Here is a 17,727-nt window from a genome sequence, read left to right as displayed (position 1 = left end):
CCCCGCCCGGCACCCACAGCCTCGTGACGGCACGTACACCCGCCCGGCCCGGCACCGACCACGGTGCCGGGCCGGGCCCGTGTCCTGGGGCCCGAAGGTTCCGCCGTTGCCGGTCACTGATGCCCAGCGGGCCGTGTCCGGGAGCGGCGGCTGCCACGCGCCCGATCTGACCGCGGCCCGCCGCGCGGCCCCGGCCGGGACCCGCGGCGAGGAGCCGGCGGAGGGTGCTCAGTACAGCTTCTTCACCGCGGTGTTCAGGGTGTTCTTCCACGGGATCACGGGCGGATCGCCCCAGTAGCTCTGCCACAGGACCAGCGTCACCGTGTCGCCGTCACGGCCCACGCCCCACAGGTAGTTGTAGTGGGGGCGCTCGGTGGCGTTGGAGTCGAAGGTGTTCATCCCCTGAAGGGTGGCGCCCTCCTCGACGTTGATCACCCCGTGGTCGAGGTAGGTCGCGGTCACGCCGGGCCGCTGCGGGGCGTGCGCGCAGTCGACGTAGTCCTGCCGGACCCTGTCCGCGAAGGCGATGGCCTCGGCCTCCGTGTCGAAGGCCGCCACCTTCTGCTGGGCGAGCGCGGTTTCCGCGGTGGTGAACTCCCGGTTCCATACATTGACTTCGGCCGGCTCGGCGGGCCAGCCCACCGGACAGTCGAAATAGTCTCCCCACCCCCGGACGGTCGGTTGGGCGCGCCACGACTCGTTCTTCGGCAGGTCGGAGATGTACAGGGTCCCCGGCTGCGGCCGCCACTGGTCGGCAGCCACCGCCTGCCCCGGAGCCACCCCGGCCCCAAGGGCCCCGACCGCCAGTACTGCGACCCCCACCGTGACCGCGCTCCCGCGCAGCCGTGCACGTACCCCCATGGCTTCCCTCTCTCCATGCGCTTCGATCACCCCGTTCCGCCCCGAACCGGGACGGACTCCCTTCACGGTAGGGTTCCAGCGCCCGGGCGGCAGGGCCTTTCGTTCGGAATCACCCGGAAGTTCACGACTGCCGACCGAGAACGTCGGCGGCCACCGCGCAGACCGGTGCGGTGAAGGGGGATCCGGCCTTTACGGCCCCTGGGATCGGGCATCCCGGTCGGAAACGTTCGCAGGTCAACGGCGTCTTCGCAGGTCAACGGCATCAAGGAGCGGTGCCGGGGCGGATACCGATGCCAGTCGGCCCAGCGGGGCGGCGATGGGCGATGACGCGGGGACAGGCACGGGCTCGCTCGGCGTTCATGGGGTATGGACACTCACATGATCACCGGCACCGTGCCTGTACTACGTTCCACCCCGGAATCGGACCGTCCCTGATATGACGACGCGTCACGGGCAGACCTGGCGAAGCGCCTTCATGCGACAGCCCTGGGCCGGACCCGAACAGGACAAGCAGTCGAACCGGCCCTCCTCCCTCGTACAACCATCCGCAGATCTCCGCTGTCTTGACCCCCGTGAAGAAGACGCTCATCGCCTCCGCTGCCGCACTCGGCGCGCTCGCCGCCGTCACCGGCCCGGCCGCGGCCCCCGCCGCGGCCGCCTCCGACGCACTGTGGCTCTGGTCCGACCCGTACGAGATCACCCTCGCGGGCCCGTCAGAGGACGGCTCCCCCGCACCGTCGCAGTCGCTGACCGTGCAGATCAGCCACGACAACACGGCGACCACCGTCCCGGCCGGCACGCTCACCGTCGATGCCTCCGCAGTCGCCTCGTTCGCCGAGGTCACCTGGCCCGCGAACTGCCGCCCGGAGAACGAGACCACCGCCGTCTGCACCACCCCCGAACTCCCCGGCGGCGCCAACGCCCCCGCCGCGCGGATCGGCCTGACCGCCAAGCCGGGCGCCACCGACGGAAACGACGGCTACGTCCGCTACACCGCCCAGGCCGGCGGCATGAACGCCTACCCGGGCGAGACCTACGTCACCGTCAACGACGGCCCCGCGCTCGGCCTCACCCAGGCCGAGTACCGCACCGGCATGGCACCCGGCCAGCCCTTCGACTCCTCCGTCGTCCTCGGTAACCAGGGCAACCGCACCGCCGACCGCACCCTGCTCACCGTCTTCACCTCACGCGGCATCCGCCTCGGCATGTCCGTCCCCTCCAACTGCGAGTCCACGAACGCCGTCACCGGCCGTACGTTCCTCTGCGTCCTGGACGAGCGGACGGCCCCGGGCTCGTACCACTCCCTCCCGCTGAAGTTCCGCACCAAGGACATGGCCCTCTTCGACCGCGTCGACTATTCGGCGCAGCCCTACTCCGAGCAGGCGCTCGCCGAGGCCCGCGCCGGCCGCGCCTTCACCCCGGGCGCCGGCCCGGAACTGAACCTCACCTCGGCCGCCGCTCCCTCCGACGAGCTCCAGCCCTACCGCAGCTTCACGGTGAAGACCGTCAACCAGGCCGACTACCGGCTGACCGCCTCCACCGTCTCCGGCGCGGCCGGCGACACCGTCCCCGCCACCGTCACCGTCCACAACGCGGGTCCCGCCTGGGTCGCCTCCCTCGGCGCGGGCGAACCCGCCGCGACCGTCGACATCGACATACCCGCCGGCACCTCGGTCGCCACCGCCCCCGACGCCTGCTGGTCCCGGTCCGAGACCCGCTACCGCTGCAGCACCCCCATCTACCTCACCGAATCCGGCAAGTCCGCCACCCGCACCTTCCCCTTCACCCTCCACATCGACGAGGTCATCCCGAACGCCACCGCCCGCGCCGCCCTTTACGACGACGCCTACGAACCCGCCGTCCGCACCTTCGACCCCGACCTGACGAACAACACGGCCACCCTCACCGTGAACCCCTCGACGAGCTGACGCGCGCCCCCTCCGGCTGCCCGGCCCGACCCCTGCGTCGGCCCTGTACGGGCCGGGCAGCCGACCCCCGCACCGCCCCGGTGACCCCACCCGCATCACCTGTGGGTGACAGGCCCGCCCAGAGCCGCCCTCCAGTTCGTCCGCTGGAGGACGGACCGAAGCACCGGGCAGCTGTCGATCGAACGGATCCACCTGATCACCAGCCGCGACGCCGGCGCCGCGCAACCGGCACTGAACCCGCCTCCTGGACCAGAGGGCACCGGGGCATCGAAAACCTCCCGCACCACGTCCGTGACCAGACCTTCCACGAGGACGACTCCAGGATCCGCACCGGCCACCCGCCCCGCACGACGGCCTCCCCGCGGAACCTCGCCGTCGGCGTCCACCGTCGCCCCCTGACCGCCCTCGGCCTCACCTGACGAGATCACTTCACGCAATGACCCTGGGTCTCAGCGGCCACCATCGCGGCAGAGACCGCACTGCCTCCTGCGCTCCTCGTACCGCAGACGATGCCGTACGCCGTGCGCGAATACTCCGGCGGCCGGCACGTCCGCTGCATCCTCGACGAGCGAACCCGGTGATTTTCTGATCAATGCACCGCGTCGAGGAAGAATTTCTCGTTCTCGCCGCCGTTGGCGTTGACCTGGCAGTTCACCGTTCCCCCGGGTCCGGTTTCGGAGGTGACCCCGCTTCCGGTCACCAAGCGCAGGTAGACACCGGGGAAGGCCGCCGACTCGAAGGAGAACGAACCGTCGGCCTGGGCGCGCGCGTGGAATTTCTCCCAGGGGCCGATGCCGTACTGGCAGTTGACCGTCCCGCCCCCGGCCATGGTGGCGGGGACCCCTGTGCCGTCCATGCGCAGGAACACGCCGGGGAAGGCGGCCGACTCGAAACCGTACGAGCCGTCGGCCTGCGGGTGGACCTTGTAGGACGTCCAGGGCCCGGGTCCGTACTGACAGTTGACCTTTCCGCCCCCGTTGTCGGTGGAGGTGGTGACCCCCGTGCCGTCCATGCGCAGGTAGATGTTCCGGAAGAACGTGGAATGAATCGTGACCAGGGTGTTCCCGGCCTTCGCGAGATCCTTTTCCGATAACGGCATGATGACCTTTCCCGCCTTCTGGGGTTTTGTGGGAGCGGTTCGGTTCCCGGCACCACGGGCACAGCCTTCCTGGATCTGGCCAACGGGCTGTGAGGGTGCGTCACGACGAGCTTTTTGAGCGTCAAGTGACAAGAATTTCAGGAGCCGGACCGCGAATTCTATGCGATTCCGTGAAACGTGTTCCTGCGAACGGGACCCACCGTGCAGCGAAGAAGACGGCAACGCGGTCGCCGTGAGATTTTCCGCCCCCTGTTTTCCTGCTCCGCAGGCCCCGAACTCAATGTATTCAGCCGGACACGGGGTGTCCAGAGTCGATTTTCGGAAGCGTTGCGCGAATTGTTTCCGTTCCGGCAGGGCCGTGTCCCGGGGGCCGGGAGTCACGCCGGCAGGGCGACCGGGCCGGTGCGGGGGAGGCGTGCCGGGACGGCTTCAGGAGCCGTTCCCGGACGGGACGCCGAACGCCTCGCCCACCCGCGCCACCAGTCCGTCCACCGCCCCCGGTCCCCATGCGCTGCCCGTCCCCGGATCGATCGTCCGCAGTCCCAGCGAACCGGCCTCCGCGCTCACCCGTTCGGTGAACATGCGATCACGTTCGAGCAGATTGGCGAACGCCCGCTCCGGATCGCCCGTACGCCCGGTGAACCCCTCGCCCGGCGCCTCCCGGTGAAGGAGCGCCGCCCGCCGGAACCCGGGTGCCGGGAGCAGCCAGACCGCCTGCCGGGGTTCCGCGAGGAGGGGCGCCACGAGGCGGGGCAGCAGCCGGAAGCCCTCCGCCACCACCGGCGTTTCGCGGGGCAGCCGCAGCAGGTCCTCCACGATCAGGCCGAATCCCTCGCCGTGGAACCAGTGGAAGGTCTCCAGCATGGCCTCGGGGGAGCGGTCCACCCACCTCTCGTCCATGCTCATCGCCAGGAACGCGTGCAGCCGCGGGGCCTCGTCCGGAGACAGCCGCCGTGCGTGGTCCCCCATCACGTCGTCCGTCGCGTACAGCCGCCAGCCATGGCGGTCCGACAGGGCCCGGGCGACGGCCGACTTGCCGCCGCCGCTCCCGCCACCGATCCAGTACACGTGCCTCAGGGCGCCCCGCAAGGCGTCGGCGGTCCGGTCGTCCCGGGGAAGCGGCATGACCCCATGGTCCCCCACGGCCGCCCGCGCGGTGACCGGCATGCCCGTCCCGCCGGGCGCCGGCGCGTCAGAAGCCGACCGGGTCCCGGACCAGCGGACAGGTCATGCAGTGCCCGCCGCCCCGGCCGCGCCCCAGCTCCGCTCCGACGATCGGGATGACCTCGATGCCGGCCGCGCGGAGCAGGTCGTTGGTCTGGGTGTTGCGGTCGTAGGTGAAGACGACGCCCGGTTCCACGGCCACCGCGTTGTTGCCGCTGTCCCACTGCTGGCGCTCGGAGGCGTAGACGTCACCCCCCGTCTCGATGACCCGCAGCTCCGGCAGCCCCAGCGCCCTGGCGACCACCTCGGTGAACGGTGTGGTGCCCTCGTCGGTGATCTCCAGCCCCGGGGCCTTGTCCGAGGGGCGGAGCGAGAAGGTGCGCACGGCGTCCATGATCTTCGGGTACAGGGTGACGACGTCCCGGTCGGCGAACGTGAACACCGTGTCCAGGTGCATCGCGGAGCGCAGCCTCGGCATCCCCGCGACGACGACGTGCTCCGCCGCGCCCTCGGCGAACAGGGCCGCCGCGACCTGGGTGATGGCCTGGCGCGAGGTACGTTCGCTCATCCCCATCAGGACGACCCCCCGCCCGACGGGCATGATGTCGCCGCCCTCGAACGTCGCCTGGCCCCACGCCTGTTCCGGGTCGCCCCACCACACCCGCGAGCCCGTGAAACCGGGGTGGAACTCGTAGAGGGCCTTCATCAGCAGCGTCTCGTCGTGGCGGGCGGGCCAGTACAGCGGGTTCAGCGTCACCCCGCCGTACAGCCAGCACGTGGTGTCGCGGGTGTAGAGGGTGTTGGGCAGCGGCGGCATGAGGTACTCGCGGGAGTCCGCCGACTCCCGGGCGAGACCCAGGTACCCGGAACGCCGGTACTCCTCCGGCAGATCGGCCGTCGCCAGACCGCCGATCAGATACGTGGCGAGCGCGGCGGGCTCCAGCGACTCCAGGAAGGCGCGGGTCGAGTCGATCAGCCCGATGCCGACCTGGTTGGCGACGATCTTCCGGTCCAGCAGCCACGACTTCGCGCCGGGGACCGCCATGGTCTGCGCCAGCAGATCATGCAGCTCGACCACCTCGACGCCCCGGGCGCGGAGTTCACCGACGAAGGCGGCGTGGTCGCGCCGGGCGTTGTCCACCCACATCACGTCGTCGAACAGCAGGTCGCTCGCGTTGGTGGGCGTGAGCCGGCGGTGTGCCAGTCCGGGGGAGCAGACCAGGACCTTGCGGAGCCGGCCGACCTCGGAGTGGACGCCGAGCGCAGCGGAAGCGGGGACAGGCGGCGGGGGGCTGCTGATGGACAAGAGGGTTCTCCTTCTCTCCGGTTCGGAGGTCGGCCCGGGAGGCCGCGAGCGGTCCGCGGGCGGTCAGAGTTCGATCCAGCCGGCCGCGAGAGCGGCCACCCCCACGACGGCGCCGGCGACCGAGACGGCGCAGAGGACGGCCTCACCGGGCGAGAACAGCTTCCTGTGCTGTTCCCGGCGGGCCATGACGAACAGGATGGTGGCGGGCGCGTAGACGATGAAGGAGACGAGTACGAACTTGAGCCCCGCCGCGTACAGCAGGAACGCCGTGTACAGGGTGGCGACGACGGCCACCGTGAGATCGCGTCCCCGGCCGCCCCGCGCCGCTACGCCACCGTCCCCCGGCCGCGCACCGCCCTCCGGCCCGCCGCCACGTTCCGGCCGCGCACCCGTCCCCCGCCCGCCGTCCGCTCCCCGGCCGCCGTCCGGAACCGTCCGGTCGCCGGTCCGCCGCATGATCTTGACCGCGAACGCCGCCGCGAGCAGGAACGGGATGAGGGTCAGGGCGCTGGTCAGGTCGAGGGCGAAGTTGAACGCGTCGTCCGAGAAGAGCGTGACGACCAGGACCACCTGACTGAGCGCGGTCGTCATGAGCAGCGCCGGGACCGGAACATCGGCCGCGGTCGCCCGGCGCAGGAAGCGCGGCATGTCGTCGTCCTTGGCGGCCACGAAGAGCACCTCCGCCGCCATCAGGGTCCAGGCCAGATAGGCGCCGAGTACCGAGACGACCAGCCCGGCACTGACGAAGACCTTGCCCCAGGTCCCCACGGCCGACTCCAGGACCCCCGCCATCGACGGCTGCCGCAGCTCCGCGATCTCGCCCATCGGCAGGATGCCGTAGGAGACGATGGTGACCGACGCGAAGACGGCGAAGACGCTCAGGAAGCCCAGCACGGTCGCCCGCCCCACGTCCTCCCGGCGCTTCGCGTGCCGCGAGTACACACTCGCCCCCTCCACGCCCAGGAACACGAAGACCGTGGCGAGCATGGTGCCGCGCACCTGGTCGAACAGCGAACCGGCGTAGTCGGCACCGCCGAAGTTGTCCGCGAAGACACCCGCGTCGAAGAAGAACAGCGCGAGCACGACGAAGACCAGGATCGGCACGATCTTGGCGACCGTCACGATCCGGTTGATGGCGGCGGCCTCCTTCACACCGCGCCGGATGAGCAGGAAGAACCCCCAGAGCCCGAACGAGGAGAGCACCGCGGCGAGCACCGTGTCACCGTCACCGAGGGCCGGCCAGACCGAGCCGATCGTCGACATGATCAGCACCCAGTAGGTGACGTTGCCGACGCAGGCGCTCGCCCAGTAGCCGAACGCCGCGAAGAACCCCAGGTACTCACCGAACCCGGCCTTCGCGTAGGCGTAGACACCCGCGTCGAGATCGGGGCGGCGTACGGCGAGACTCTGGAAGACGAAGGCCAGCATCAGCATGCCGGTACCGGCGATCGCCCACGCGATCAACGCCCCCGCGACCCCCGTCTCGTCGGCGAAGCGCCGCGGGAGCGAGAACACCCCGGCGCCCACCATCGAACCGACGACCATCGCCGTCAGGGTGAGCAGGGTCAGCTTCGCCGCGGGAGGGCCGCCGCGGGAGGTCTCGGTGCCGGTGTCGTCGTGGCTCATGTCGGTCCTCGGCTCGGGCGGCGCGGAACGGCGGGCGCCGGCGGCCGGGCACCCGCGGCCGCGGACCGTGCCAGGACGCGGGACGCCCGGTACGGGCCACGGCGCGCCCGGTACGGACAGCGGCCGGGGCGCCGGCCGTGCCCGGGAGCGGGCGCCCACCGGACCTTAGCGGTCCTTCACCCGTGTTCGGGTGATTTAACCGCTTTTGTGCGTCAGCTCGGCCGGGCCGGTCACGTGGACGCCTGGTCGCTGTCCTTCAGAGCGCCCCAGCCGTGCCACCGGTCGATCTCGATCCACGCGCTCACCCGGGGCCGCTCCCGGTCCGGGTAGCGGTTCCCTGTGTAGTGGGCCGAAAGGCGGTCGATGTCCGTGAGGCCCTCGTCCTCACGCATCTCGGTGACCCGCCCGATGAGGGTGACGTGGGTGTACCAGTTCTTCTCGTCGAGGACCGTGAGCGTGACGCGCGGATCGTTGCGCACGTGCTTCAGCCGTACACGGCCCTCGTCCATGCTGATCAGCACCCGGCCGTCGTCCCACACGTACCAGGTGGGGGTGGAGACCGGCGCCCCGTCCGAACGGACCGTGGCCATGACACAGGGATTGGGGCGCAGCAGCAGCTCCACGGCCTCGGGGGGCAGGGGCGGCTTGGACATGAGGACTCCTCGGATCGGTCGGTGAGCAGGTGAGCGGATGAGCGGGTCAGTGGGTCAGCAGCGGGTGGGCGGGTGGGCGGGGCGAAGCCGTCCGGGCGGACCGCGGGAACGCCGCCCCCAGACAAACAGCCCACACCGTACCGGCGGCCCGGCCGCGCCCCGCCCGTCACCGCTTTCACCGGAGCGGACGTGTGGTCCCGCCCCTCCGCCGCACCGCCCCGGCGCGGCGGACGGACCGGGCGCCCCGGACGTGATCGGCTTGGTTCCCCGTCAGCCAGGAGGGCGGCGGAGCGAACCGCGCGGAGGCGGGAGATGGACGTCGACGGCGTACGCGCCGAGACCGGGCGGAGCCGCCCGGACGCACCGCACCCGGCCGCCGGCACGGGCCCGGACCCCGGTGACCGCCGGATCGACGACGCCGTCATCGTCGGCGGTGGCGCGGCCGGACTCTGCCTCGCCCACCGGCTCGCCACCGCCCCCGGCCCGGACGGCGCCCCCGGTCCGCACGGCGCCACCGGCCCGGACGGCCGCGCGCGTACCCGGCTCACCCTGACGCTCGTCGAGGCCCCGGAAGGCCCCCTGCGGCCGGCGGAACGCACCTGGTGCTCCTGGGACACCGGGCCCGGCGACTTCGAGGACGCCGTCACGGCCTCCTGGACACGGCTGCGGGTGTGGGGCCCGGACGGCAGGCCCGTCGAGGCCGAGCCCGCCCCGCTGCGCTACCGCATGGTGCGGTCGGGTCCCTTCGAACGGCTCGTCCACGACCGGCTCGCCTCCTCACCCGGTGCCCGCGTCCTGCGCGCCACCGCCCACGAGGTACGCGAGGCGCGCGGGAAGGGGTACGCCGCCGAGGTGCGGTGCACCGCACCGGGCGGACAACCGCTCACCCTGCGCGCCCGCCACGTCTTCGACTCACGGCCCCTGCCCCGCGTCCCGCCCCACCGCACCCTCCTCCTCCAGCACTTCCGCGGCTGGTTCGTACGCACCGGGGCCCCCCGCTTCGAACCCGGCGTGGCGGACCTCATGGACTTCCGGGTCCCGCAGCCACGCCACGGGCTGGCGTTCGGCTACGTCCTGCCGCTCGCCCCGGACCGGGCGCTGGTCGAGTACACCGAGTTCTCCCGCACCCCGCTGACCACGCCCGCCTACGAAGCGGCCCTGCGGCACTACACGCACCGGGTCCTGGGGCTGGGCCCGCTCACCGTGGAATCGGCCGAGCAGGGAGTCATCCCCATGACCGACGCGCGCTTCCCCCGCCGGACCGGACCGGCCGTCTTCCGTATCGGCGCGGCCTCGGGCGCCACCCGCCCGGCGACCGGCTACACGTTCGCCGCGGTCCGGCGCCAGAGCCGGGCCGTCGCCACCGCGCTGCACCGCGGCCGCCCGGACGTGCCGCCGCCGCACCGCCGCAGACACCTCGCGATGGACGCCGTGCTGCTGCGCGCGCTCGACACCGGGCGGGTGGACGGCCCGCGCTTCTTCACCGACCTCTTCCGCCGCGTCCCGATGGAGCGGATGCTGCGCTTCCTCGACGGGGCGAGCACCCCCTGGGAGGAGTTCGGCATCGGCCTGCGCACCCCCGTCCTCCCCATGCTGCGCACCGCGGCCGAACTGCCCTTCCTTCCCCACCGGGCCGCCGGCCGAACCGAAACGAGTCCGCGATGACCCTGCTCCACGACCACGACCTGGCCCGCGCGTTCGACGACGCGTCGCGCTCCTACGACCGCCTGACCGCGCTGAACCCCGGCTACCGCACCGACCTGTTCCGCTCCGCCCGCCGCCTCGGGCTCCCCGACGGCGGGCGGGGCCTGAGGGTCCTGGACCTCGGCTGCGGTACGGGGGCGTCGACCAGAGCGCTGCTGCGGGCCGCCCCGTACGCCCGGATCACCGCCGCCGACGCCTCCGCCGGCATGCTGGCCAGGGCCCGCGCCAAGCGATGGCCGCCGACCGTACGGTTCACGCACCGGCCCGCGGAGGACCTCACCGCCGCCGACGGGCCGTACGACGCGGTCTTCGCCGCCTACCTCTTCCGCAACGTCACCCGCCCCGGCGCGGTCCTCGAAACGGTACGCGCCCTGCTCGTCCCGGGCGGGCGGCTCCTCGTCCACGAGTACACCCTCAGCGGCTCCCCGCTGCACCGGGCCCTCTGGCACGCCGTCTGCCGGGGCGTGGTGCTGCCGGCGGGCACCCTGGCCGGCGACCGCGGGCTCTACCGCCATCTGTGGCGCAGCGTCCTCGACTTCGACACCGCGCCCGTCTTCGCGGAACGGATCCGCGGGGCCGGCTTCCGCTCGGTGCGGACCCTCCCCGTCGCCGGCTGGCAGACCGGCATCGTCCACACGTTCCTCGCCCGGAGCGGACCCGGGCCCGCCGCGACGGAGACCCCATGAGCCACCACCGCCCCGACCCCCGCCGCCACGGACGCGACCGCCGGGCCGAGATCCTCCCGGCGCGGCCCGGACGGGAGCGCTTCACCGGCGGCGCACCGTCCACCGCCGTGATCGGCGGCGGCATCGCCGGCCTCGCCGCGGCGACCGCCCTGGCCGAACGCGGCGTCCGCGTCACGCTCTACGAACGCGAGGACACCCTGGGCGGACGCGTCGCCGGATGGCCCGTCCGGCTCGCCGACGGCTCCCCGGCGACCATGAGCCGGGGCTTCCACGCCTTCTTCCGGCAGTACTACAACCTGCGCGGCCTGCTGCGCCGCGCGGACCCCGGCCTCCGCGCGCTCACCCCGCTGCCGGACTACCCGCTCCGGCACCGCGACGGCCTGACCGACAGCTTCGCCAGGGTGCCCAGGACCCCGCCGCTCAGCGCCCTCGGATTCGTCGCCCTCAGCCCCACCTTCGGCCTGCGCGACCTCACCGCCCTGGCCCCCCGGGCGGCCCTGCCGCTGCTGGACGTACGGGTCCCCGAGGTGTACGAACACTTCGACCACATCGGCGCCGAGGACTTCCTGCGCCGCGTCAACTTCCCCCCGGCGGCACGCCATCTCGCCTTCGAGGTGTTCTCCCGCAGCTTCTTCGCCGACCCCGGTGAACTGTCGGCCGCCGAACTGCTGCTGATGTTCCACATCTACTTCCTCGGCTCCTCCGAGGGCCTCCTCTTCGACGTACCGCGCGAACCCTTCCCCCAGGCGCTGTGGCAGCCGCTCGCCGCCTACCTGCGCAAGCACGGCACGGACCTGCGCACCGGCACCCCGGTCCACCGGGTGTGCCCGCACCCGGACGGGACCCTCACCGTGGAAGCCGGCGACGGGACGGCCGGCCGGTACCGGGCCGTCGTCCTCGCCCTGGACACCGGCGGCCTGCGCCACGTCGTCGCGGCCTCCGGGGAACTGGGCACCCCCTCCTGGCGGGAGGACGTCGCCGCCCTGCGCACCGCGCCCCCGTTCCTCGTCTCCCGCCTCTGGCTCGACCGCCCCGTACGCGCCGACCGCCCCGGCTTCCTCGGGACCAGCGGATACGACGGCCTCGACAACATCAGCGTCCTCGACCGCTGGGAGGGCGAGGCGTCCCGCTGGGCGGCACGGACCGGCGGCAGCGTCGTCGAACTGCACGCGTACGCCGTCGACCCGTCCGCCGAGCCGAAGGCCGTCCAGCGGCGCGTCCTGCGGCAGCTGCACGGGATCTACCCCGAGACCGCCGACGCCAGGACCGTGGACGCCCGCCACGAATGGCGCGCGGACTGCCCGGTGTTCCAGGCCGGCGGCCACCACCGCCGCCCCACCGTGCGCACCCCCCACCCCCACCTCGTCCTGGCGGGCGACCTGGTCCGCACCGGCCTGCCCGTCGCCCTCATGGAGCGCGCGGCGACCTCCGGCTTCCTGGCCGCCAACGCCCTCCTCGCCGGCTGGGGGATCCGCGGCCAGACCCTCTGGACCGTCCCCCGCGCGGGACGCTCCCGCCCGCTGCGCGCCCTCGCCCGGCTGGCCGGGGAGCACCGACCGCGCTCACGGCGGCCGGGCCCCGCCCTCCCGTAAGGATGATCTTGTGTACGTGAGGATGATCTTGCGTGACCTCGTCCCCCACCGGTGGTTAAGGCGTACAAGCAGCTGGAAACATCCGGCGATGATCTGAACGAGGCATCGAGTGAAGGCGCGACAGAGGCGGAACCCGCTCCGGTGGTCCATCGGGACCTGCGCGGTTCTGACGGCAGTGGGCATGCCCGCCGGTGTGGCACAGGCGGACGAGACGCACACCGGTTCGGACAACGGACCACGCGTCAGCCTGCTCCAGATCGGGCAGGTGGACGATCCGCTGGAGGACGTGCTGGAGCACGCGGCGATCCTGGGGACGACCTCCGTCATCGACTGAAGCCGTGTCCCCGCCCTCCCGGCGGCCCGCCGGCGGGAGGGCGGGCCGCCTCACCCCGGGAAACGCCCCGCCCGCCGCAGGGCCCACCGCCGCTCCGCGTACGCCAGGTCGTCGCGCCAGAGCCGGCCCGCCGTCCGCCGCATCAGGGGCCGCAGGGCCGGTGCCGCGGCCCGCGCCAGCGCGAAGCCCCGGCGGTCCGAGGCCGCCACGACCGCCTCGACCACCGCCGTCCGGGGACGCGGGTCGCCCGGGGAGGTGAGCGGCGTGGCATGGGTCTCCACCACCGAACCGGCGCCCTCACCGTCCGTGATGTGCATGACGACCGTGCGCGGCTCGGGAGCGGTGAACACCGCGCGGACCGGCACCACCAGCCGGCCCGCGACCTTGAAGGACACCTCGACGGCGAACGCGTCGTCACCCGCCCCGCCCCCGGGCGCGCCGACGACCTCCAGCCCGACGAAGGCGTACGGGTGGAACCACGAACCGTGCCACGGGTCCAGCCGGTTGGCGACCACGTCCTGCGGCTCACACCGGCCCACCGCGGTGAACACCGCGTCCACCGCGCTCCCCGGGGCGGGCCGCACCGGCACGACCGGGCGGCCCAGCGGAACCTCACCGCCCACCGCGTCCAGCCGCACCCACACCAGCACCCCGTCGTCGTGCACCGGGTACGGGTCCCAGCCGGCCCGCCGCCCGCCGTCCAGGGCCAGCCCGTGCCAGTGGCACAGCAGCGTCCCGCACACCACCCGGCTGTCCCGCAGCGGCGCGCCGAGATGCGGGCAGGCGCCGGGCCCGGCCCGCAGAGCACCGTCGCCGGCCCGCCACAGCACCACCTCGGTCCCGGCGACCGTACGGCCGTGGGGCCGGTCCGCCGCCCCGAACGCCCGCGACGCCCCGACGACGTACCAGTTGCCCGAGGGCCGGGCGGCGGACCGCTCCAGCGCTCCCGCGATCACGGCGGGCCGCGCCTCGCGCCAGGTCGGGCGCTGACGCTCCCAGCCGGGCGCGCGCCGCAGCCGCAGCGGTGAGGTCCAGCGCCGCCCGCTCACCGCCCGGCCCTCCCCGCTCCCGCGCCCACGGCGGATACCGGCTTTGGGGGAGGGGGCCGCAGCCGCGCCCTGACGACCCCCGCGAACCCCGCCAGCGCGACACCCGCCCGGCGCCGGGCCGGGACGGAGGAACGCCGGTGCAGCACGGTGTAGCCGTCGTCCGCGATCGCGTCCAGGATCCCCCCGTACAGGACGAACGCCGCGCGGATACAGGGCCGCACCCGTGGTTCCAGCATCGCGATGCCCGGCTCCGCCTCCCGGTACACCGCCCGGGTCATCGCCTCGGCCTCCCTCAGGGCGGCGCGGATCCGCAGGTCGCCGCCCCCGGTACGGCGGCTCCACTCCAGCAGCGTCCGGTCCACCCCGTGGGCGGCGAGCAGGTCGGCCGGCAGGTACACCCGACCGCGGTCCAGGTCCTCGCCCACGTCCCGCAGGAAGTTGGTCAGCTGGAAGGCCACCCCGAGGGCGGCCGCGTACGGCGCGGCCTCCTCCCGGCCGGTCACCGTCCCCAGGACCGGCAGCATCTGCAGACCGATCACCGCGGCCGAACCGTGCATGTAGGCCCGCAGGTCCGCGTACGTCGGATAGTCGGTGACGCGCAGGTCACTGCGTATCGACACCAGGAAATCCGCGAACAGGGAGCGGTCGATGGTGTACCGCACAGCCGTGTCCGCCACCGCCCGCACCACCGGCTCGGCCCCGCCCCCGGTGCGCAGCCCGTACGCCAGGCCGTCCTCCAGCCGCCGCAGCCGCCCCTCGCGTTCCGCGAGGGGCACCCGGGGGTCCAGGCTGTCCACGATGTCGTCCGCCCACCGGGCGAACCCGTACAGCGCGTGCACGGCGCACCGGCGTTCCACCGGCAGCAGCCGGGTGGCCAGGAAGTACGTCCGTCCGTGCCGCGCGTTGAGCCGGCGGCACACGGCGTAGTCGGCGCGCAGACCGGGGTCCAGGACCCCGGCCGCGTCCAGCTCACGGCTGCTCACCGGCCGCCCCCCGTCACCGCGGACGGGGACGACGGGGCGCGCCGGGCGCCGGTGACCCGGGCCGCCGCCAGTTTGCCGCTGAGCAGGACCGTCGGCACACCCACCCCGGGCGTGGTGCCGCACCCGGCGAGTACGACGTTCTCGGCCCCGCGCACGAGGTTGCGCGGCCGGAAGGGGCCGGTCTGCGCGAAGGTGTGGGACACGGAGAACGGGGAGCCCGCGGCATGCCCCTGTGCCGTCCAGTCCGCCGGGGTGACCAGCAGCTCCTCCTCCAGCGAGTCCCCGAAACCGTCGAGCCCCCGGCGCTCCAGCTCGGCCCGGAGACTGTCCCGGTAGCGCGGCCCCAGCTCCCGCCAGCCCTCCGCCGACGGACCGGTGGTGGTGTTGGGGCAGGGAGCCAGGACGTAGTGCAGGTGCCTGCCGTCCGGCGCGAGCGACGGATCATGCGTGGTCGGCCGGGTGATGAGCAGGGACGGATCACTCATCAGCCGCCCCGCCCGGGTGAGTTCGTCGAAGGTACGCTCCCACGCACCGCCGAAGGACAGCGTGTGGTGCGCCAGATGCGGCCAGGTGCGGTCCGTCCCCGCGTGCAGGACCACCGCCGACGGCGAGTGCCGCAGCGGCACCGGACGCCGGGGCGCCCTCCCCAGCAGGCGGTGCGCCACGGGCAGATCCGGCGTCAGCACGAGCGCGTCGCAGGGGATCCGCTCGCCCGACGCCAGCCGTACGGCCCGCACCCGCCCCGCCCCGCGCTCCAGCGCGCTCACCTCCGACGACCAGCACAGCCGCGCCCCCGCCCCGGCCGCCGCGTCCGCCATCGCCCGGGGCAGCGCGTACATCCCGCCCTTCGGGAACCAGACGCCCGCGACCGTGTCCATGTAGGCGATCACCGCGTACGCGGCGAGCGCGCGGGCGGGCGCCACACCCGCGTACAGCGACTGGAAGGAGAACACCCGGCGCAGCCGCGGGTCCGAGAGGAACCCGCCGATCCGCGGGTCCAGCCGCCCGAAACCGCCCAGGGCGGCCAGACGCGCCAGATCCGGGGTCAGGAGCTGGAAGGGCGAGTCGAAGTTGGTGTCGATGAAACGGCGCATCTGCGCCCGGTACACCCGCTCCAGCCAGCGGCGGAGCCGGCGGTACCCCTCGGCCTCGGCGCCCCCCGCGAACCGGCGGACCTCGGCCTCCATCGCGTCACCGTCGGTGTGCACGTCGAGCCGGCTGCCGTCCGCGAACAGCGCGCGGTACGCCGGATGCAGCGGGATCAGCTCGACCCGCCGGTACAGGCTGTCACCGACGGCGGCGAACGCCTCGTCCGCGAGATGGGGCATCGTCAGCACCGTGGGCCCGGTGTCCACCCGGTAGCCGCCGAGCTCCACCCGGCCCGCCCGGCCGCCCGGCCCGGCGTCCCGCTCGACGACGGTCACCCGGCGGCCCGCGCCGAGCAGATGCAGGGCGGCGGCGAGCCCGGACAGCCCCGCGCCGACGACCACCACATGGTCCGTGGGACCGGACACCGTCCTCACACGCCCTCCCCGGTCTCCCGGGCCGGCCGGCCGGCCCCCGCGGCGGGGGACGCGTCCACGGCCCGCGCCACCGTCCGGGCGAACTCCCGCCGCGCACGGGCGTCCGCGCCCCCGGCGGCGAACTGCCGCAGGCTCGACGCGGCCAGTGAGGCGATCTCCTCCTCCACCGCGGCCCGCGCCCCCGTACGTTCGAGGGCCTCCCGCATCCGGTCCACCGGCACCCCGCCCGCCGGCTCCCGGGCCGGGGCGAGCAGGGCCAGCGCCTCGGAGTCACCCGACCCGGCGGCCCGCCGCACGGCGACCGCCAGGAGGTAGGTGAGCTTGCGCCCGCGCAGATCCCCGTCGGCGGGCTTGCCCGTCCTGGCCGGATCGCCGAACGCGCCGAGCAGATCGTCCCGCAGCTGGAACGCGAGCCCCGCGCTTCGCCCCGCCGCCCGCAGCGCGTCCGCCGTACCGGCGTCCGCGCCCGCCGCCACCGCGCCCAGGGCGAGCGGCCGCCCCACCGTGTACAGGGCGCTCTTGAGCGTGGCCACCGCCATCGCCTCGTCCGGGTCCGAGGAGCCGGCCGCCTGCGCCCGCAGATCCAGGTACTGGCCGGCCACCATCTCACCGCGCAGCGCCTGCCACTCCCGGTGCAGCCGGTCCCCGTGCTCCGAGGCCAGCGCGGTCTCGGTCAGCAGGTCGTCCGCCCACGCCAGCGCGAGGTCACCGGCGAGCACGGCGGCGGAGGCGGAGTACGACGCGGCGGAACCCCGTATCCCGGCGGCCCGGTGCAGCCGCGCGAACTCCGCGTGCACCGCGGGCGCGCCCCGGCGCACCGGCGACTCGTCCATCACGTCGTCATGGACCAGGGCGCACGCCTGGAGCAGTTCGAGCGCCGCCCCGATCCGCACCGGCGTGTCCGGGTCGCCGCCCCCGCCCGCGGCCAGCCACCCGCACCACACGAACGCGGTACGGAGCCGCTTCCCGCCGCGCAGCACGAAGGCCGCGACCCGCCCCGCCACCTCCTCGGCGAAGACCTCGTCCACCCGGCGGGCCTCTTCCAGCAGTGCCCCCAGCCGGCCGGTCAGGACGGCTTCGACGGCTCCGGCCGCCTCGTCCGCACCGGCCGGCGCCCCCTCGGCGCCCTCCGGCCGGCACCCGGCCCCGCTCCGCGTCGCACCTGGCCCGTACATGGGAACCCCTCTCGCTCCGCGTGCCGCTCGTGCCCGCCGATGAC

Annotated in this window: 15 protein-coding genes; 5 read left to right on the top strand and 10 right to left on the bottom strand. The window is 73.8% G+C overall.

What is annotated here, in order from left to right; translation table 11 throughout:
* Nucleotides 1–228: 228 nt before the first annotated feature.
* Nucleotides 229–861: a hypothetical protein gene (locus tag CP967_RS06275; protein WP_150486996.1), complete on the bottom strand. Its 633-nt coding sequence runs from the start codon at nt 859–861 to the stop codon at nt 229–231.
* Nucleotides 862–1,433: 572 nt separating this feature from the next.
* On the opposite strand from CP967_RS06275, the gene CP967_RS06270 reads away from it, so the two are divergent.
* Nucleotides 1,434–2,789: a DUF11 domain-containing protein gene (locus CP967_RS06270; protein WP_229888647.1), complete on the top strand. Its 1,356-nt coding sequence runs from the start codon at nt 1,434–1,436 to the stop codon at nt 2,787–2,789.
* Nucleotides 2,790–3,378: 589 nt separating this feature from the next.
* Here CP967_RS06270 and CP967_RS06265 read toward each other — a convergent pair.
* The 5 genes from CP967_RS06265 to CP967_RS06245 form a co-directional block, all read right to left on the bottom strand.
* Nucleotides 3,379–3,888: a fascin domain-containing protein gene (locus CP967_RS06265; RefSeq protein WP_150486994.1), complete on the bottom strand. Its 510-nt coding sequence runs from the start codon at nt 3,886–3,888 to the stop codon at nt 3,379–3,381.
* 429 nt (nt 3,889–4,317) lie between these two features.
* Nucleotides 4,318–5,013, bottom strand: coding sequence for a hypothetical protein (locus tag CP967_RS34275; RefSeq protein ID WP_190175404.1), 696 nt, complete (start codon nt 5,011–5,013; stop codon nt 4,318–4,320).
* Nucleotides 5,014–5,080: 67 nt separating this feature from the next.
* A complete protein-coding gene (locus CP967_RS06255) occupies nt 5,081–6,352 on the bottom strand; it encodes an arginine deiminase (RefSeq protein WP_150491730.1) in 1,272 nt (423 codons plus the stop codon).
* 69 nt (nt 6,353–6,421) lie between these two features.
* Nucleotides 6,422–7,984 (bottom strand): basic amino acid/polyamine antiporter, encoded by a 1,563-nt coding sequence (locus tag CP967_RS06250; RefSeq protein ID WP_150486993.1) that lies wholly within the window; start codon nt 7,982–7,984, stop codon nt 6,422–6,424.
* Between the two features lie 230 nt (nt 7,985–8,214).
* Nucleotides 8,215–8,637: a PPOX class F420-dependent oxidoreductase gene (locus tag CP967_RS06245; RefSeq protein WP_150486992.1), complete on the bottom strand. Its 423-nt coding sequence runs from the start codon at nt 8,635–8,637 to the stop codon at nt 8,215–8,217.
* Nucleotides 8,638–8,949: 312 nt separating this feature from the next.
* Here CP967_RS06245 and CP967_RS06240 point away from each other — a divergent pair, with 312 nt between their 5' ends.
* The 4 genes from CP967_RS06240 (at nt 8,950) to CP967_RS33875 (ending at nt 12,953) form a co-directional block, all read left to right on the top strand.
* On the top strand, nt 8,950–10,302 hold the full coding sequence (locus CP967_RS06240; RefSeq protein ID WP_150486991.1) for a lycopene cyclase family protein: 1,353 nt from the start codon (nt 8,950–8,952) through the stop codon (nt 10,300–10,302).
* Entirely contained in the window at nt 10,299–11,027 is a 729-nt protein-coding gene (locus tag CP967_RS06235) for a methyltransferase domain-containing protein (RefSeq protein ID WP_150486990.1), read from the top strand. Before CP967_RS06240 ends, CP967_RS06235 begins: the two co-directional genes overlap by 4 nt.
* Nucleotides 11,024–12,619, top strand: coding sequence for an FAD-dependent oxidoreductase (locus CP967_RS06230; RefSeq protein WP_150486989.1), 1,596 nt, complete (start codon nt 11,024–11,026; stop codon nt 12,617–12,619). The genes CP967_RS06235 and CP967_RS06230 overlap by 4 nt, the downstream gene beginning before the upstream one ends.
* A 181-nt stretch (nt 12,620–12,800) precedes the next feature.
* A complete protein-coding gene (locus CP967_RS33875; protein ID WP_167535335.1) occupies nt 12,801–12,953 on the top strand; it encodes a hypothetical protein in 153 nt (50 codons plus the stop codon).
* A 50-nt stretch (nt 12,954–13,003) separates the two neighbouring features.
* On the opposite strand, the gene CP967_RS06225 is transcribed toward CP967_RS33875, so the two are convergent.
* The 4 genes from CP967_RS06225 to CP967_RS06210 are packed head-to-tail and all read right to left on the bottom strand — an operon-like array spanning nt 13,004 to nt 17,683.
* Nucleotides 13,004–14,002 carry a DUF5914 domain-containing protein gene (locus CP967_RS06225; RefSeq protein WP_150486988.1) on the bottom strand — a complete coding sequence of 333 codons (999 nt, stop codon included), beginning with the start codon at nt 14,000–14,002 and terminating at the stop codon, nt 13,004–13,006.
* Nucleotides 13,999–14,985: a phytoene/squalene synthase family protein gene (locus CP967_RS06220; protein WP_150486987.1), complete on the bottom strand. Its 987-nt coding sequence runs from the start codon at nt 14,983–14,985 to the stop codon at nt 13,999–14,001. The genes CP967_RS06225 and CP967_RS06220 overlap by 4 nt, the downstream gene beginning before the upstream one ends.
* Nucleotides 14,982–16,508 carry a phytoene desaturase family protein gene (crtI, locus tag CP967_RS06215; RefSeq protein WP_150486986.1) on the bottom strand — a complete coding sequence of 509 codons (1,527 nt, stop codon included), beginning with the start codon at nt 16,506–16,508 and terminating at the stop codon, nt 14,982–14,984. The genes CP967_RS06220 and crtI overlap by 4 nt, the downstream gene beginning before the upstream one ends.
* The gene (locus CP967_RS06210; RefSeq protein WP_150486985.1) at nt 16,505–17,683 is read right to left on the bottom strand and encodes a polyprenyl synthetase family protein; all 1,179 of its coding nucleotides are present in this window, start codon (nt 17,681–17,683) and stop codon (nt 16,505–16,507) included. The genes crtI and CP967_RS06210 overlap by 4 nt, the downstream gene beginning before the upstream one ends.
* Between the last annotated feature and the right edge of the window lie 44 nt (nt 17,684–17,727).

Source organism: Streptomyces nitrosporeus, from assembly GCF_008704555.1.
In the GTDB taxonomy this organism is placed as follows: Bacteria; Actinomycetota; Actinomycetes; order Streptomycetales; family Streptomycetaceae; genus Streptomyces; species Streptomyces nitrosporeus.
The sequence above is the reverse complement of the archived record's forward strand: the minus strand, read 5'-3'. Positions and strand labels throughout refer to the sequence as shown.

Bases quoted from the DNA above. Each gene is read 5' to 3' on its own strand.
- CP967_RS34275 (WP_190175404.1), bottom strand. From the start codon at position 5,013: ATGCCGCTTCCCCGGGACGACCGGACCGCCGACGCCTTGCGGGGCGCC.
- CP967_RS06210 (WP_150486985.1), bottom strand. From the start codon at position 17,683: ATGTACGGGCCAGGTGCGACGCGGAGCGGGGCCGGGTGCCGGCCGGAG.
- CP967_RS06235 (WP_150486990.1), top strand. From the start codon at position 10,299: ATGACCCTGCTCCACGACCACGACCTGGCCCGCGCGTTCGACGACGCG.
- CP967_RS06230 (WP_150486989.1), top strand. From the start codon at position 11,024: ATGAGCCACCACCGCCCCGACCCCCGCCGCCACGGACGCGACCGCCGG.
- CP967_RS06275 (WP_150486996.1), bottom strand. From the start codon at position 861: ATGGGGGTACGTGCACGGCTGCGCGGGAGCGCGGTCACGGTGGGGGTC.
- CP967_RS33875 (WP_167535335.1), top strand. From the start codon at position 12,801: ATGCCCGCCGGTGTGGCACAGGCGGACGAGACGCACACCGGTTCGGAC.
- CP967_RS06265 (WP_150486994.1), bottom strand. From the start codon at position 3,888: ATGCCGTTATCGGAAAAGGATCTCGCGAAGGCCGGGAACACCCTGGTC.
- CP967_RS06240 (WP_150486991.1), top strand. From the start codon at position 8,950: ATGGACGTCGACGGCGTACGCGCCGAGACCGGGCGGAGCCGCCCGGAC.
- CP967_RS06250 (WP_150486993.1), bottom strand. From the start codon at position 7,984: ATGAGCCACGACGACACCGGCACCGAGACCTCCCGCGGCGGCCCTCCC.
- CP967_RS06245 (WP_150486992.1), bottom strand. From the start codon at position 8,637: ATGTCCAAGCCGCCCCTGCCCCCCGAGGCCGTGGAGCTGCTGCTGCGC.